Annotated in this window: 11 protein-coding genes; 4 read left to right on the plus strand and 7 right to left on the minus strand. The window is 67.7% G+C overall.

Going from position 1 to position 14129, the window contains the following annotated elements:
- Positions 1-3 precede the first annotated feature (3 nt).
- Genes DBO33_RS19755 through DBO33_RS19765 form a run of 3 tightly spaced genes read right to left on the minus strand, consistent with a single transcriptional unit; the run spans position 4 to position 2710 of the window.
- Positions 4-654 (minus strand): PIG-L deacetylase family protein, encoded by a 651-nt coding sequence (locus DBO33_RS19755; protein ID WP_107656368.1) that lies wholly within the window; start codon positions 652-654, stop codon positions 4-6.
- Positions 651-1427 (minus strand): glycosyltransferase family protein, encoded by a 777-nt coding sequence (locus DBO33_RS19760; protein ID WP_107656369.1) that lies wholly within the window; start codon positions 1425-1427, stop codon positions 651-653. Before DBO33_RS19760 ends, DBO33_RS19755 begins: the two co-directional genes overlap by 4 nt.
- Positions 1424-2710, minus strand: coding sequence for a class I SAM-dependent methyltransferase (locus DBO33_RS19765; RefSeq protein WP_107656370.1), 1287 nt, complete (start codon positions 2708-2710; stop codon positions 1424-1426). Before DBO33_RS19765 ends, DBO33_RS19760 begins: the two co-directional genes overlap by 4 nt.
- Positions 2711-3202: 492 nt before the next feature.
- On the opposite strand from DBO33_RS19765, the gene DBO33_RS19770 reads away from it, so the two are divergent.
- Positions 3203-4714, plus strand: a complete 1512-nt coding sequence (locus DBO33_RS19770) for a sugar transferase (protein ID WP_107656371.1) — start codon at positions 3203-3205, stop codon at positions 4712-4714.
- Here the strand turns inward: DBO33_RS19770 and DBO33_RS19775 are convergent.
- The 3 genes from DBO33_RS19775 to DBO33_RS19785 form a co-directional block, all read right to left on the minus strand.
- Complete coding sequence (locus DBO33_RS19775; RefSeq protein WP_107656372.1) at positions 4708-5364, minus strand: biliverdin-producing heme oxygenase; 657 nt, start codon at positions 5362-5364, stop codon at positions 4708-4710. The two genes, DBO33_RS19770 and DBO33_RS19775, sit on opposite strands and share 7 nt — an antisense overlap.
- 118 nt (positions 5365-5482) lie before the next feature.
- Positions 5483-6922, minus strand: a complete 1440-nt coding sequence (locus DBO33_RS19780; protein ID WP_199856990.1) for a threonine/serine exporter family protein — start codon at positions 6920-6922, stop codon at positions 5483-5485.
- A 226-nt stretch (positions 6923-7148) separates the two neighbouring features.
- The gene (locus tag DBO33_RS19785) at positions 7149-8501 is read right to left on the minus strand and encodes an LVIVD repeat-containing protein (RefSeq protein WP_199856696.1); all 1353 of its coding nucleotides are present in this window, start codon (positions 8499-8501) and stop codon (positions 7149-7151) included.
- Positions 8502-8690: 189 nt separating this feature from the next.
- Here DBO33_RS19785 and DBO33_RS19790 point away from each other — a divergent pair, with 189 nt between their 5' ends.
- From DBO33_RS19790 to DBO33_RS19800, 3 genes are all read left to right on the plus strand, one after another.
- The gene (locus tag DBO33_RS19790) at positions 8691-10214 is read left to right on the plus strand and encodes a peptide ABC transporter substrate-binding protein (protein ID WP_107656374.1); all 1524 of its coding nucleotides are present in this window, start codon (positions 8691-8693) and stop codon (positions 10212-10214) included.
- A gap of 86 nt (positions 10215-10300) precedes the next feature.
- Complete coding sequence (locus tag DBO33_RS19795) at positions 10301-11656, plus strand: MFS transporter (RefSeq protein ID WP_107656375.1); 1356 nt, start codon at positions 10301-10303, stop codon at positions 11654-11656.
- Positions 11657-11767: 111 nt separating this feature from the next.
- Positions 11768-12130, plus strand: coding sequence for a hypothetical protein (locus DBO33_RS19800; RefSeq protein WP_107656376.1), 363 nt, complete (start codon positions 11768-11770; stop codon positions 12128-12130).
- Positions 12131-12154: 24 nt separating this feature from the next.
- Here DBO33_RS19800 and DBO33_RS19805 read toward each other — a convergent pair whose 3' ends face one another.
- Positions 12155-14086, minus strand: coding sequence for an acyl-CoA dehydrogenase family protein (locus tag DBO33_RS19805; RefSeq protein WP_107656377.1), 1932 nt, complete (start codon positions 14084-14086; stop codon positions 12155-12157).
- Positions 14087-14129 lie beyond the last annotated feature (43 nt).

Raw genomic sequence — 14129 nt, forward strand, 5'->3', positions numbered from 1 at the left:
GGCTTACGAACCTCCGAAATCGATGACGGCCTTGTCGAGCACGAAAGCCTCGGCGTGCCCGGCGTGGCATTGCACGCCGCGCAGCCGGGTCAGGCCGGTGAACGCCTGCTCGTCGAACCAGTCCCGGTGGGCCTGGGACGGATAGTGCTTCAGTAGCAGCCGGGCCTTCTCCTCGGCGAGCGCCGCGGTGAGCCGGTGGTACACGCTGGGCGCGGGAGTGTCGCTCTCCCACTTGAGGATCTCGTAGCCGAGCACGAGGTGATCGCGGAACTCGGTCGGCACCAACTCGGCCAGCAACCGATGATCCTGATGGGCATCGCCGCGCTGCGTGGCGAAGACCAGATCAGGTTCGGTCGTGGCGCGAAAGGTGTTGAGCGCGTCCTTGATTCGGTCCCAGTGGGCCGGGGCCCGGCCGTCGGGTAGGTCGAGCACGGTCAGATCGACCTCGGCACCCGGGCAGAACGCTTCCAGCGCAAGGCTTTCCTCGTCCGCCCGTGCGGTCCCGCCGCCGGACAGGACCAGGGCGCGCACCCGCAGACCCGGGTGTGCGCGAGCCAGCGTCAGCAGCGTCGCGCCCATGCCGATGGCGATGTCGTCGCAGTGCGCGCCGAGAACCGCGATCTCGGCGACCGCTCCGACGCCGAGTCGGATCACGCGTGCTCCCAGACCATCCAGGGCCGGTCGCCGCTGCGGTAGCCCGCGTCGAGTTCGGCGCGCTCCTTGAACGTGTCGGCGGGCTTCCAGAAGCCGAGATGCTGATAGCCGTACAGCCGGCCCTGCCCGGCCAGCGTGCCGCACGCGTCCGCGACCAGATCGCCGCCCGGCGGCAGCAGATCGAAGATCTCCTGGTTCAGCACGAAGTAACCGCCGTTCTCCCACAACGGCATTCGCGACACCGGCATGATCTCCTTGACCTCGCCGGTCGGCTTCATGTCCACGCAGTGGAACGACGACTGCGGCGGCACCACCATCATCGACGCGGCCGCGCCGGACTCGGTGAACTTCTCGATCATGTCGTCCAGCGGTGCGTCGGTGAGCACGTCGGCGTAGTTCGCCAGGAAACGCTCGTCACTGCCGACATGTTCGCGGACCCGGCGCAGCCGCTCGCCGATGGGCGATTCCACGCCGGTGTCGACAAAGGTGATCTGCCAGTCGCTGATATCGGACCGCAGCATTTCTACCCGGCCGTCCTTGATGACGAAGTCGTTGGACACCGATTCCTGGTAGGTCAGAAAGAAATTCTTGATGTGCAGACCGCCGTAGCCGAGGCACAGGATGAATTCCTTGTGCCCGTAGTGCGCGTAATAACGCATCACATGCCACAGCAGCGGTCGTGGGCCGACCAGCTGCATGGGCTTCGGAATCATGTCATCGGTCCCGTCACGCATCCGCATGCCGTATCCGCCGCAGAACAGCACAACCTTCATCGCGCTCCCCTCCCTGTCTTTCCTGAATGTGTAGCGCTGTTCACTTCGTTGTGACTGGTGAGATCGGCACGATGCAGTGCCGGAAGCGGGTAGACCAATTCGGCTCCCCACGAGGCGATGTGGCGCAGTTGCGCGGTGATCTCGGTTTCGAGATTCCACGGCAGCACCAGCACGACGTCCGGACGATCGAGCTCGATCCGGTCGGGTGCGTAGATCGGGATCCGGGTGCCCGGGGTGAAGCGTCCGTGCTTGTACGGATTCCGGTCGACGGTGTATTCGAGCAGGTCGGTGCGGATGCCGCAGTAGTTGAGCAGGGTGTTGCCCTTGCCCGGTGCGCCGTAGCCGACGACGCGTTTGCCCGCGGCGCGCTGGTCGAGCAGGAAACGCAGCAGGTCGTGGCGGACCGTCTCGGTGCGCGGGCGCAGCTGGGTGTAGCCGTCCACCTGATGTAGCCCCGCATCCCGTTCCAGCCGGAGCACGTCGGCTACCCGGCTGGCCGGCGTGGCGCCGAGCGCCGTCGGGCGGGCCCACAGGCGTAGCGAGCCGCCATGGGTGTCCAGCAACTCGACATCGACGACCGACAGACCGGCGGACGCCAGCGCCCGCTGCGCCGAATGCACGGTGTAGTACTGGAAGTGCTCGTGGTAGATCGTGTCGAACTGGCCGAGTCGCAACAGGTTCAGCGCGTGGTGCACCTCGATGGAGAGCCAGCCGTCGTCGGCCATCAGCTCGCGCAGCGACCTGGTGAAGCCGCGCAGATCGGGCACGTGCGCGTACACGTTGTTGGCGACCACCAGGTCCGCGGGCCGGTGTGCCGCACGGATCTTCGCGGCCGAGTCCTCGTCCAGGAAGGTGGTCTCGGTGGGTACGCCCGCCGCCCGCGCGGCGTCGCCGACGTTCACCGAGGGTTCCACGCCGAGGCAGGGGATGCCCGCCGCCACCGCGTGCCGCAGCAGGTAGCCGTCGTTGCTCGCCACCTCGACGACGAAGGATTGCGCAGTCAGGCCGAGCCGGTCGATCGCCTGTGCGACAAAGGTTTGCGCGTGCCGCACCCAGCTGTCCGAGTACGACGAGAAATACGCGTACTCGGTGAACGTGTCCGCGGGAGTGATCAACGCCGGAATCTGCAACAGCAGACAGTCCGTGCACAGCCGGAGATGCAGCGGGTAGGTTGGTTCGGGAAGGTCGAGTTCGTCCGGTGCGAGAAATTTCTCGCACGGCGGCGTCGCTCCCAAATCGAGCACGCTCGTCAAGCGCTCGGAATCACACAGTCGACATAACAACGAAGCCCACCTTCTGCCGAGAGCCGTACCTCCGGCGCATTGCCGGCGCACCCCTGAAGTCGACCCGATGCAGTGAGACGTTACAACGAATGCCCCGCGTGTCGTAGCTGAAATCGGCTGGTCTCAAAGTAATTTCCGGTAATTTTCCCCTGTTTCCGACGAGTAGCTTCCGGATGGCTACCGGGTTGCTTGGTGGTTCCGCCCCCATCGGATGAATTCGCCTGCGGATAGCGAAGGTTCGCGACCTGGTCTCCTGTGCCGCCGAACGCCCGAAACATACCGGGGCGGAAAACCGACCGTTACCCTGTCGGCTACCACGTGGAACACTTTGCGGCCCTGATGATTCGACATGTGAAACGGATTGTGTTCTGTAACAATCGGGCTCTGGCCGCCGAAGGACGGGACACCGAGGCGTCAGGATGATGTCGCGGGGACCGGTCAACGCAGATCGGGGGGCTTTCTTTTTTCTCTCCTAGGGGGAGGTGCGTTTCCATGAGCTACGAGCTCGCCGACGACGACGATCTGGACTATCGTCGATCGCCGCACAGCATGCCGCGCTCCGAGCGTGAACGATGGCAGGCCGAGTATGTAAAACGGATAGGCGCAACAGATTTCGCCGTGATCGTGGTTGCGGTGGCGCTGGCGCAGATCATCCGGTTCGGCGGGCCCGCCGCGCCGCCGCTGGCCTGGCACCTGCCCTACGAAGTGGGGTACACGGTCGTCTCCGGCGTGCTCGCGCTGAGCTGGGCCGGCTTCCTCGCGGTGGGCAACACCCGCTCACCGCAGGTGGTGGGCAGCGGCAGCGAGGAGTACCGGCGCTTGGTCGCCGCGACGCTGCGACTGTTCGGTGTGCTCGCGATCTTGTCGCTGGTGTTCCAGATCGAGTTCGCTCGTGGCTATTTGGCGATTGCACTACCGCTCGGTCTGTTCGGGCTGATGCTCAACAGATTGCTGTGGCGAATCCACGCACGGCAGCTGCGCGCCCGGGGGGAGTACCGGACCTCGGTCCTCGTCGTCGGTTGCGCGGAGGCGGCACAGGCGATGGCCAATGCCTTCGCCCGCGACCCGGCCTCGGGCTACCGGGTGGTCGGGGTGTGTATTCCGAACGGGCTCAACGAGATTACCGAGTACATCCGGGAACCCTCGGGGCACACGTTCTCCGTGGTCGGCAGCGACCGCACGGTGCTCGACGCGGTGCGCCGCAGCGGCGCCGACACCGTGGCGGTCACCGCGACCGATCACCTCGGCCCGGTCGAACTGCGGCGGATGGCCTGGGAACTCGACCCGCTCGGCGTCGAACTGATCGTCGCGCCCGGCGTCGTCGATATCGCGGGCACGCGGCTGACGAATCGTTTCGTCGCGGGTGTGCCGATGCTGCACATCGCCAAACCGCAATACGACCGCGCCAAGTCGACCGGCAAGGCGGTGTTCGACATGTGCTTCGCGGCCGCGGTGCTGGTGGTGATCGCGCCGACCATGCTGGCCATCGCGCTGGCGGTGAAACTGACCAGTCCGGGACCGGTGTTCTACCTGTCCGAGCGAATCGGGCGGGGCGGCAAGCCCTTCCGGATGATCAAGTTCCGCAGCATGTACATCGAGGCGGAGGCGGGCGTGGACACGCTCATCGCGCGCCACGGCGGCAATCCGGTCTTCTTCAAGATGAAGGACGATCCGCGAATCACGCCGGTAGGCAAGATCATTCGCAAGTTCAGCCTGGACGAGCTGCCGCAGTTCTTCAACGTGCTGCGCGGTGAGATGAGCGTGGTCGGGCCGCGCCCGCAGGTGCAGCGTGAGGTGGACAGCTACGACGGCGAGATGCGGCGCAGGCTGCTGGTCAAGCCGGGGGTCACCGGGCTCTGGCAGGTCAGTGGCCGGTCGGACCTCTCGCTGGAAGACTCGGTGCGACTGGACCTTTCGTACGTGGAGAACTGGTCCATGGTGCTGGATCTACTGCTCATCGCCCGGACGATCGGCGCGGTGACCCGTGGCGCGGGAGCTTACTGAGCGGCCGGAAACTCTTGCGCGAGTTCTTGGAACAGCGCGGTGTTCATCGCGAACGCGCGCTGTCCCTCGTCGAGGACGCGGCGGCGCTCGAGATCGTCGAGCGGCAGCTGGTCGAGCAGGCTGCGGTATTCGCGCTTGAACGCGGCCGGGTTGCCGACGCCGTCGAAGACGTAGAAGCGGACGCCGTCGCCACGGTGCGGCAGGTTCCACAGCTTCTCGGCGGTCCCGCGGATGACCTGTCCGCCGGAGAGGTCGCCGAGGTAGCGGGTGTAGTGGTGCGCGATGTAGCCGGCGGGCCAGTCCCGGGCGCACTCGTCGATACGCGCGGCGTAGGCGGCGGTGGCGGGCAGCGGGTCGAGTCCGGCGCGCCAGTCCGGGCCGATGAGGTGGGCGAGGTCGCGTTCGAGCTCGGCGGTGCGGGCCAGTTCGGGCCGGATGAACGGACCGGCGATCGGGTCCTCCCTCAGCGTGTCCCAGCGGCTCTCCAGTGCGCGGTAGATGAACCAGAGTTGGCCGGTGTAGCGGTGATACGAGTCGACCCCGAGCGCCCCGCCGAGCATGTCGCTCATGAACCGCGAGTTCTCGGCCTCCGCGTGCTGCTGCTCGGTCGCGCTACGGATCTGTTTCGAGAACGGCGTTGCCTCCGACATATGCGAACCACCTCACTCGCGCACCTGCGGGTCGCCTTCTAGTATGGCTACCCTAACTAACTCGTATGACCATACCGGGTTCACGTGCGCGGCGCACGTACCTGCCTCACTCAATGGGCTATTGGATCGGCGGCGGCCTGCGGCGCCCGCGCGGCCGGATCCGGCGCACGATCGGCCGGCGCAGCGAGCCGAAGCGGCGCAGGATGCGCGGCCGTCGAACGGTACGGTCGAACCATTCGCCGAGGGTGACGCCGGCGGCCAGCGCGCAGCCGACGCCGAAGGCGAGCAGCAGCTGATTCGCGCCGAGCACCAGTTCGTCGTTGAGCACGGCATACAGTCCGCGGTAGAGCTTGAGACCGGGCAGCAGCGGGGTGATGCCTGCGATGGCGACGACCAGCGGGGGAGTGAGCGCGCGGCGCGCCATGAGACCACCGGCCATGCCGATCACAGTTGCGGCGACACCAGAGGACAGCACCGGGCCGAACCCGATCTCCTGAACCACCAGATAGCAGATGGTGCCCGCGGCGCCACTGCCCGCCGCGGCGGTGAGCGCGCGTTTCTCGGCGTAGCAGGCGAGCGCGAAGGCGAGCGACGCGACCGCACCGGCCACGATCTGCACCGGCAGATCGATGATGCCGCCCGCCGGTGTGGTCAGGATCGGCGGCACCGTGGCGCCGAAGAGCCAGCCGATACGCAGCGTGAGCGCGATGCCCGCGATGATGCCGCCGGTCATCATCATCACCTCGAGCATGCGGGCCGTCGAGGTGATCGGCGCCCCGGTTATGCCGTCCTGCACCGCGCCGACCAGTTGTAATCCACTGAGCAGCACGGTGATTCCGGCCGCGATGATCAGCGCCGGATCCACCTGGATGCCTAACGGCTCGGCCAGGGTGGCGAGCACGACGGCGGGGGTGGCGGCGATCGCACCACCCACCATGTGCTGGAAGAAGAACGGTAATCCGTAGCGGTTGAGCACGCGGTTGGACCGGTCGATGGCCAGCGTTGTCACGAAACTGACTGCCGCGACGACGATTCCGCCACCGAGCAGCGCGGCGATCGCCGCGGCCAGCAGCGACCAGCCGAAGGTAGCCGTCCAGCGGTGGTAGGGGTGCGGCGCCGTGGTGATCGTGTCGAGTGCGGCGCGCGCGTCCTCCGGCGCGACCACCTCGTTGCGGATGCGGCGGGTCAGCCGGTCGACCGCAGCCAGCCTGGTGAAGTCCAGCGACCGGTAGGTCACGATCCGCATGGAACTGGCCGGCGGCAGTCGCGGGCCCCGATCGGCCCAGATCCTGATCGAGTCGTAGGTGACGTCCACATCGCAGCGCGCCAGCCCGTAGGTGGCGGCGATGAAGCGCACCTGGGTGGTCGTATCGATCACGCCCGTCCCCGAAGCCAGCACCACCTCGCCGACGCGCACCGCGAGATCCAGTACCTCCGCCACCCGCGCGTCGTCGGTGAGGTCGATCGGTTGCAGCGGCGAAGGCGCCGCCACGATCGTGTCCGCCGTAGCCGGCCGATCAGCGACCAGCTTCCCGACCGCCTGACTCACCACCGGCATGCGCCGCCCGCGCCGGAACAGCCGCCGCCGACCGAGATGATCGACCCGCGTCTCCGTGCTGTCGCCTCCCGGCAGCGTGTCTGAATCCATGCACGCGAACGTAGTCACCTCCCCGCGACCTTCGCATCCGGGCTGGCACAACGGCCCGCCGACCGCGTGTCGGGCGGCCTGGATGATCATTCGCCGCCCGGCACGCAGCAGGTGACGCCGCGTGGTACCTGGTCGGTCAGCGGGTGAGTTGGAGGATGTCTACGCCTCGGTTGTTGTCGGCGACGTAGGCGTAGCCGCGGTGCCAGTAGGGGGCCCAGGCGGCTGCGTCGCCGGGGCGGTAGTAGGCGATTTGTTTGGGGTTGGTGGGGTCGCTGACGTCCAGGAATCGGGTGCCCTGGGCATAGAAGGATTGGACGAGGACCTTGTCCTGGACGTCGAAGTAGTGGGCGGAGCAGTCGGCGGAGGCGGGGTTGCTGCCTTCTTGGCCGGCGACGCTCCAGGTGCCGATGGTGTTGAGGCGGTACGGTTTTTGCGGGGTCGAGCGCCAGCCTTCGCCGTTGTAGGACCCTTCGAGGGATGCGATCACCAGCACGCCGTCACCGGCGCAGCCGTCGACGAAGCTCTCTTCGGTGGCGTAGATCAGGTTTCCGTTGCCCCAGGGGCCGGTGCCGCCGCCGCCGTCTTTCGCGCGATTGCCGATCGGGCGGTAGCTGTTGTGCATGAACTTGGACGGCGCGGCCGTCTCCTTGATGCCGCCGCCGGCGTAGGGGACCGGATCGTTCGGCGCGGCCATCCGGATTTTGCCGGTCACCGGGTCCTTGTGCATGCCGTCGGTCCAGTACCCGCGCACGCCGCCGCGGCCCGACGCCCAGGCGACGCCCGTCTGGTCGACCTGGACGTCGTGCACGTAGTCGGTCTTGCCGTCGTTGCGCGCCAGTTCGATCGGGGTGGGGAAGACCTTCGGCTTGCGCGGATTCCTGATGTCGGTGACCCAGATCGGGCGACCGCCCCACTCGGCGGGCATGCTGTCGGCCTTGGCCGGGCCACCGGTCCACAGGTATTGGCAGTCGTTGATGCAGGTGGTGGTGTGACCCGCGGGTACCTTGACGTAGCTCATCACGGACGGTTTCGCCGGATCGGCGAGGTCGACCACGTAGATGCCGGACTCGCCGGTGCGGACGTTGCCGCCGAAGGCGCGCGGGTCCCTGGCGAGGAAGACGCGTTTGCGCACCGGATCGACCTCGGTGTCCTCGGTCTCCCACATGCCCGGCATATTGAGCTGCCCGATGAGCTTCGGGGCCGCCGGGTTGGCGGTGAGGTCGTAGGTCTTCACCCCGAACTCGCCGGCAACGACCATGACGTCCCTGGCGCCGTACTGGAGGAATTGCAGCGAGATCGCACCCTGTGCGTCCGGCACGCTGCCGACGGCTTTGACATTCTTTTCCGCGGCAGGCGCCGCCGTGGCCGACCGTGCCGCGGCTGGTGGGCCGTCCTCCTCCCCGCAGGCCACGGCGGGCACTGCGGTGGCGGTGAGGGTCGCCGTCACGGCGATCAACAGCAGGGACGACCGGAAGAACAAGCGGCGCACAACTACCTCCCAGCGAGGCGTGACCAGGGGATTCCTGGTCGCCGAGATGCCTCACTGTAAGGGTCGGCGAGGCCGCACGCGATACCCATGTCGCCAGATCGGGAACTGGGGAGCAACTTTCGCGTGGTAGTCGACGTGATGCCCGGTTCGGCGGTGTGATTCGCGCGCTGCTCGGTGAATGATGTTGTTATGCCAGGTGATCCGTGCCCGAACCGGCCCGCTGCTCGCAATAGCCGGTGGGCTGCTCGTGGCGTGCGCCTTGTTGCCGCGTTCATCGTCCTGCTGCTCGGCGTCACCGGCTGCGCGGCGTCGGCGGAGCGCCCGGAGCCGGGCGTGATCACGGTCGGTGTCCGCGAACCGGCCGGCCTGCTGCCCGCCGATCTGCGGGACCAGACGGGCCGGATGATCGTCGGCGCGCTGTGGACACCACTGGTCGACTACGACGCGGCGACCGGGACGACCACCCTGCGGGCCGCCGAGGCGGTCTCCAGCACGGACCAGATGACCTGGGAGGTCAAGTTACGCAACGGAAACCAGTTCCACGACGGGACACCGGTCACTGCGAAGTCTTACGTGGACACCTGGCGCACCGTGGCGGCGGAGCGGTGGACCGGCTCGGGCGCGCTCACCGAAGTGTTGCGCGCCAACCAGATCAGCGCGCCGGACGAGCACACCTTGCGGATCGTGCTCGACCGGCCGTTCGGTCAGGTGCCCGCCGTGCTGGCTGCTCCGGCGTTGCTGCCGCTGCCCGCGTCGGTGCTGGCTTCTCGGGATTGGGCGGGCTTCGCAGTCAATCCGATCGGCAACGGACCGTTCCGGCTGGCCGAGCCATGGCAGCCGAACTCGGGCGGCCGACTCCTGCGGGTGGGGGAGGCGGCCGGCAACGTCCGCGAGATCCAGCTCGAGGCCGGCGATTCCGTCGCGCAGTACGCCCAGGTGCGGGCGGGCTCGCTCGACCTGGCCACCGAGGTGCCCGGCGCGCGGCACCACGCCATGCACCAGGATTTCGCCGACCGGCACGCGATGTGGCCACTGCCGGAAGCCAGCTATCTGGCATTCCCGGTGTCGGACAAGCGATTCGAGGACGCGGCCGCGCGCCATGCGTTCGCGATGGCGCTGGACCGCGCGGCCTTGGCGGCGGGCCCGCTCGCGAACCAGGTCGATCCGGCCGGCGCGCTGCTACCGCCCGGCATCGCGCCCGGCGAACGTTCCGCCACCTGCCGGCCGTGCACGCACGACCAGCTCGCGGCGAAGTCGCTGCTCGGCCAGGTCACCTTCACCGGGCCGGTCACGCTGTATTTCGGTGCCGCACAGGAGCAATGGGCCCAGCCGCTCGCCGAGCAACTGCGCGCCGCCCTCGCCTTGGAGGTGACCGCCCGATCACGCGGCGACCAGGCGACCCAACCCACCGACGCGCCCCTCCTGCTGACCTATACACCGAGCACCGCCAGCCCCCATGAACTCCTCACCGCCCTCGCGAAAACCGCGGGCCTCCCCGACGAAGGATTCACCCAGCTGCTCGCCGCCGCCGATGCCGCGGCCACCGCGGCGGAGAGCGGTCAGCGCTACCGCCTCGTCGAAAACCACCTGCTGCGCGACCTCCCGGTAGCCCCACTGTGGTCCGGCCACGGCCACGCGGTCTGGACGCCGCGGGTACATCAGGTCATCGCCACACCGTTGCGCGGCATCGAGCTCGCCTCCATCTCGCTGTGAGCGGTTGCCGTGCCGAAATGTCGGACTCGGCGGTGCGTGCTGAGTCATAGTCGTACAGGGCAATTCGGCACGAGCGAGGGGCTGTGATGACGAGTGAACCGGCGGCGACTTCCGGGGCGCGATTCGCGCGGGTGGTCGCGGCCAGCGTGGCGGGCACGACGATCGAGTTCTACGACTTCTTCCTCTACGGCCTGGCGGCGGCGCTGGTCTTCAACAAGGTGTTCTTTCCGGCCGGTGATCCGTTGGTCGGGGTTCTGCTCGCCATGGGGACCTATGCGGTGGGGTTTCTCGCGCGGCCGCTCGGCGGGGTGCTGTTCGGCCACCTCGGCGACCGGGTCGGACGGCGGCGCACCTTGTCCATCACGTTGATGCTGATGGGTGCGGCGACGGTGGCGATCGGGCTCCTTCCGTCCTACGCGACGATCGGAGTCGCGGCGCCGATGCTGCTGGTGCTGCTGCGGTTGGTGCAGGGGTTGGCGCTCGGCGGGGAATGGGGCGGCGCGGTGCTGCTGGTGGCCGAGCACGGGTCGGCGGCGCACCGGGGGTTCTGGAGCAGCTGGCCGCAGACCGGCGGGCCATTGGGGAACCTGCTGGCCACCGGGGTGCTCGCCGCGCTCGGACTCGGTGTCTCCAACGCGGAATTCGAGGCCTGGGGCTGGCGGATTCCGTTCCTGCTGTCGATAGTGCTTGTCGCGGTAGGGCTTTGGCTACGGCACGCGGTGGAGGAATCACCGATCTTCGTGGCGGCACAGCGGCGCGGGGCGACGCGGCAGGGGCACGCGCCGCTGCGGGTCGTAGTGGGCCGTTATCGCAAGCAGGTGCTGATGGCGGCGCTGGCCGACGTCGGCGAGAAGGCGACGTATTACACCTTCAGCATCTTCTTGCTCGCGTATCTGACCCAGGTGGTGCACGTGCCGAAATCCACTGCGCTGACCGCGATTACCATCGCCTCGGTCTTCCAGGCGACCGCGATCGTGCTGGGTGGGGCGCTCGGCGACCGGTTCGGGCGACGGGTGACCAGCGTGCTGCTCGCCGTGCTGGTCGCGGTGTGGGCGCTGAGTGCGCTGCCCATGGTGGACAGCGGAAGTGCGGTCCGGATCACCGTGGTCATCACCGTCGGACTGACCCTGCACGGCCTGCTGACGGGCGCGCAGGCGCCGTTCTTCGCGGAGCTGTTCCCGAGCGAAGTGCGGTACACCGGAGCGTCATTGGGCTACCAACTCGCGACGATCGTCGGCGGTTCACTGATTCCGCTCATCGGTCTGGCACTGCTGCAACGCTTTCCGTCGACCGTGCCCATCACGCTGCTGCTGTGCGCGACGCTGGCCTGTACCGCGAGCGCGTTCCTCTGGGCCGGCGAGACCCGCGGGCGCGATCTGCGCGACATTGCGGGGGAGACCGGCTCACCGACCGGCTCGCGCCGCTCGACCTCCGCCTCCTGAAGCCGCTGTCGGGTGTTCGGCGGACAGACGGCGTAAGTCCTTGGTGCAACACTCATCTGGACGGCACCGAACGATGAGTGCCGTCTCGACACAGCACGCGAGGAGTGCGTTATGCGACTGGTGGTGAACCGCAGCCAGACGGCGGTCAAGGGCAGGCTCGGCGGGCACAAGGGCATCGAGTTCAATCTCACCTGCCGGCTCCAGCTCACGGACGAGGAGAGCAGGCTCGTCCAGCAGTACACGCTGCTGGAATATCCGCTGACCTGGCGCACCTTCCAGGGCACCCAGCTGGTCGGCGACACCATCGGCAGTCTGCTGAACGGCTCGAGTCAGACGGTGTCGGACGTGAAGACGTTGCTGTCCAACGAAGCCGTGATCAAGGATGCGATCGACGAGTTGCCGACGCTGTTCGAGGTCTGCCGGACCTTCGGCGGCAACGAGATCATCGACTACCCGCGCGAGAAGAGTGCGTGACCGCGCGCGGGTAGTCGAGGTGTTCTAGCCTCGCTCGAACACGCTCGCGTCGTCCAGCATCGCGGCGTGCAGCATGGATTCCGGCACGCCCATGCCCTCGACGAGGGTGAGCGCTTCCGGCCGGAGCCGGTCGACGAGCTCGTTGACGCCCCGGCGCACCGCCTTGGCCCGCTCGACGGACATGAACCGGTGCATGATGTACCACGCCTGGTTCTCTTCCAGCGTCGAGTAGACGAAGAGATCGCAGACCGTCTCCGCGAGGGCGCGCGCGTCCTCGTCTTGAATGTCCTCGATGCCCTCGATGAAGGCCTCCAGCACCAGGCGATCGATGTGCGCGGTGCCCGCAGCGAGGATGTGATCCTGGGCGTTGTTGAAGGCTTCGAACGGCGTGGTGTCCTTGGCCCGGGCGCGCAGGCGGTGACCCGCGGTGCGCACCAGGTACTCCTCGCGGTCGGCGAACAGCTGGAGCTGCACCGCGCGCCGGGCGAGATCGCCGTCATCGATGGAGTCGTTGGAACCGTCGCGCAGGCGCTGGATCAGCTGCCGCACACCGGTCACCTTGCGCACTTCGTCACCGGCCATGGTGGCGGCGAACTTCACCCAGCCCAGCGCGTCCAGGTCACGCACCTCGTCGGAGTACGCGGTGAGCAGTTCCTTGGCGACCAGCTGGGTGAGCACCACATTGTCGCCCTCGAAGGTAGTGAACACGTCGGTGTCCGCCTTCAGCCCGACGAGCCGGTTCTCGGTCAAATAGCCTGCGCCGCCGCAAGCTTCCCGGCACTCCTGGATGGCGCGGGTGGCGTGCCGGGTCTGCGCGACCTTCAAACCGGCGGCCCGCTTCTCCAGCGCCCGCTGCGAACTCGGGTTGAGATCCTGACCGGTCTGCACGAGATGCATGCGGCGCACCAGGTCGTTCTGCGCGAACGCCAAGGCGTAGGTCTTGGCGACCAGCGGCAGCAAGCGCCGCTGGTGGCTGCGGTAATCCAGCAGCACCGTCTCCTGCCCGCTGTCCGGGTCGGAGAACTGCCTGCGCTTCAACGCGTAACGCAGCGCGATGCTCAGCGCGACCCGAGTCCCTGCCGCGGCCGCACCGCCGACGCTGACCCGCCCGCGCACCAGCGTGCCCAGGGTGGTGAAGAAGCGACGGCTCGGATTCTCGATCTCGGAGGTGTAGGTGCCATCCGGTTCGACGTCGGCGTACCGGTTGAGCAGGTTCTCCCGCGGAATGCGCACGTGGTCGAACACGATGCGTCCGTTGTCGACACCCGGCAGGCCGCCCTTGAGCCCATCGTCGATGGTGGTCACGCCCGGCAGATCGGCACCGTTCTCGTCGCGGATCGGCACCAGCAGGCAGTGCACGCCGCGACCCTCGCCCTGGGTGATCAGCTGCGCGAAAACCGCTGCCATTCTTGCGTGTTCGGCGGCACCACCGATGTAATCCTTGCGCGCCGAGGGTGTCGGCGAGTGGATCACGAACTCCTCGGTGTCCGGATCGTAGGTCGCGGTGGTCTCCAGGTGGGCCACGTCGCTGCCGTGCCCGGACTCGGTCATCGCGAAACAGCCGAGCAGATCGAGCGAGATCAGCCGCTTGATGTATTCGCGGTGCCGCTCGGTGCCGAGGTTCTCCACCGCCCCGCCGAACAGCCCCCACTGCACGCCCGCTTTGACCCACAGCGACAGATCCGTGTAAGCCAGCATTTCCAGCCCCGTGACCGCGGCGCCCGGCTCGCTGGTGCCACCGTTCTCCCGGCGGAAACCGCGCTCGGCGTAGCCCATGGTGGCGATGACGCGCATCTGCTCGAGCACCCGCGCCCGAGCGGCCTTGTAGTCCAGGTAGGGGTCTCCGGCGAACTTGTCGTCCGCGAGCTGGATTCGGGCCTGCTCCCGGATCTCGCCCCACGGTCCGTCCAGTGCTGCGCGTAGGTGATCCGCCGTCGTCGCGGTGCCGGTAGTCATAACTCGACATTAGCCCGCGCCGCGCCGAGCAAACCGTGACTGT

It is taken from the genome of Nocardia suismassiliense (assembly GCF_900269665.1).
In the GTDB taxonomy this organism is placed as follows: Bacteria; Actinomycetota; Actinomycetes; order Mycobacteriales; family Mycobacteriaceae; genus Nocardia; species Nocardia suismassiliense.

Bases quoted from the DNA above. Each gene is read 5' to 3' on its own strand.
- DBO33_RS19760 (WP_107656369.1), bottom strand. From the start codon at position 1,427: ATGAAGGTTGTGCTGTTCTGCGGCGGATACGGCATGCGGATGCGTGAC.
- DBO33_RS19770 (WP_107656371.1), top strand. From the start codon at position 3,203: ATGAGCTACGAGCTCGCCGACGACGACGATCTGGACTATCGTCGATCG.
- DBO33_RS19775 (WP_107656372.1), bottom strand. From the start codon at position 5,364: ATGTCGGAGGCAACGCCGTTCTCGAAACAGATCCGTAGCGCGACCGAG.
- DBO33_RS19780 (WP_199856990.1), bottom strand. From the start codon at position 6,922: ATGCCGGTGGTGAGTCAGGCGGTCGGGAAGCTGGTCGCTGATCGGCCG.
- DBO33_RS19790 (WP_107656374.1), top strand. From the start codon at position 8,691: ATGCCAGGTGATCCGTGCCCGAACCGGCCCGCTGCTCGCAATAGCCGG.
- DBO33_RS19795 (WP_107656375.1), top strand. From the start codon at position 10,301: ATGACGAGTGAACCGGCGGCGACTTCCGGGGCGCGATTCGCGCGGGTG.
- DBO33_RS19800 (WP_107656376.1), top strand. From the start codon at position 11,768: ATGCGACTGGTGGTGAACCGCAGCCAGACGGCGGTCAAGGGCAGGCTC.
- DBO33_RS19805 (WP_107656377.1), bottom strand. From the start codon at position 14,086: ATGACTACCGGCACCGCGACGACGGCGGATCACCTACGCGCAGCACTG.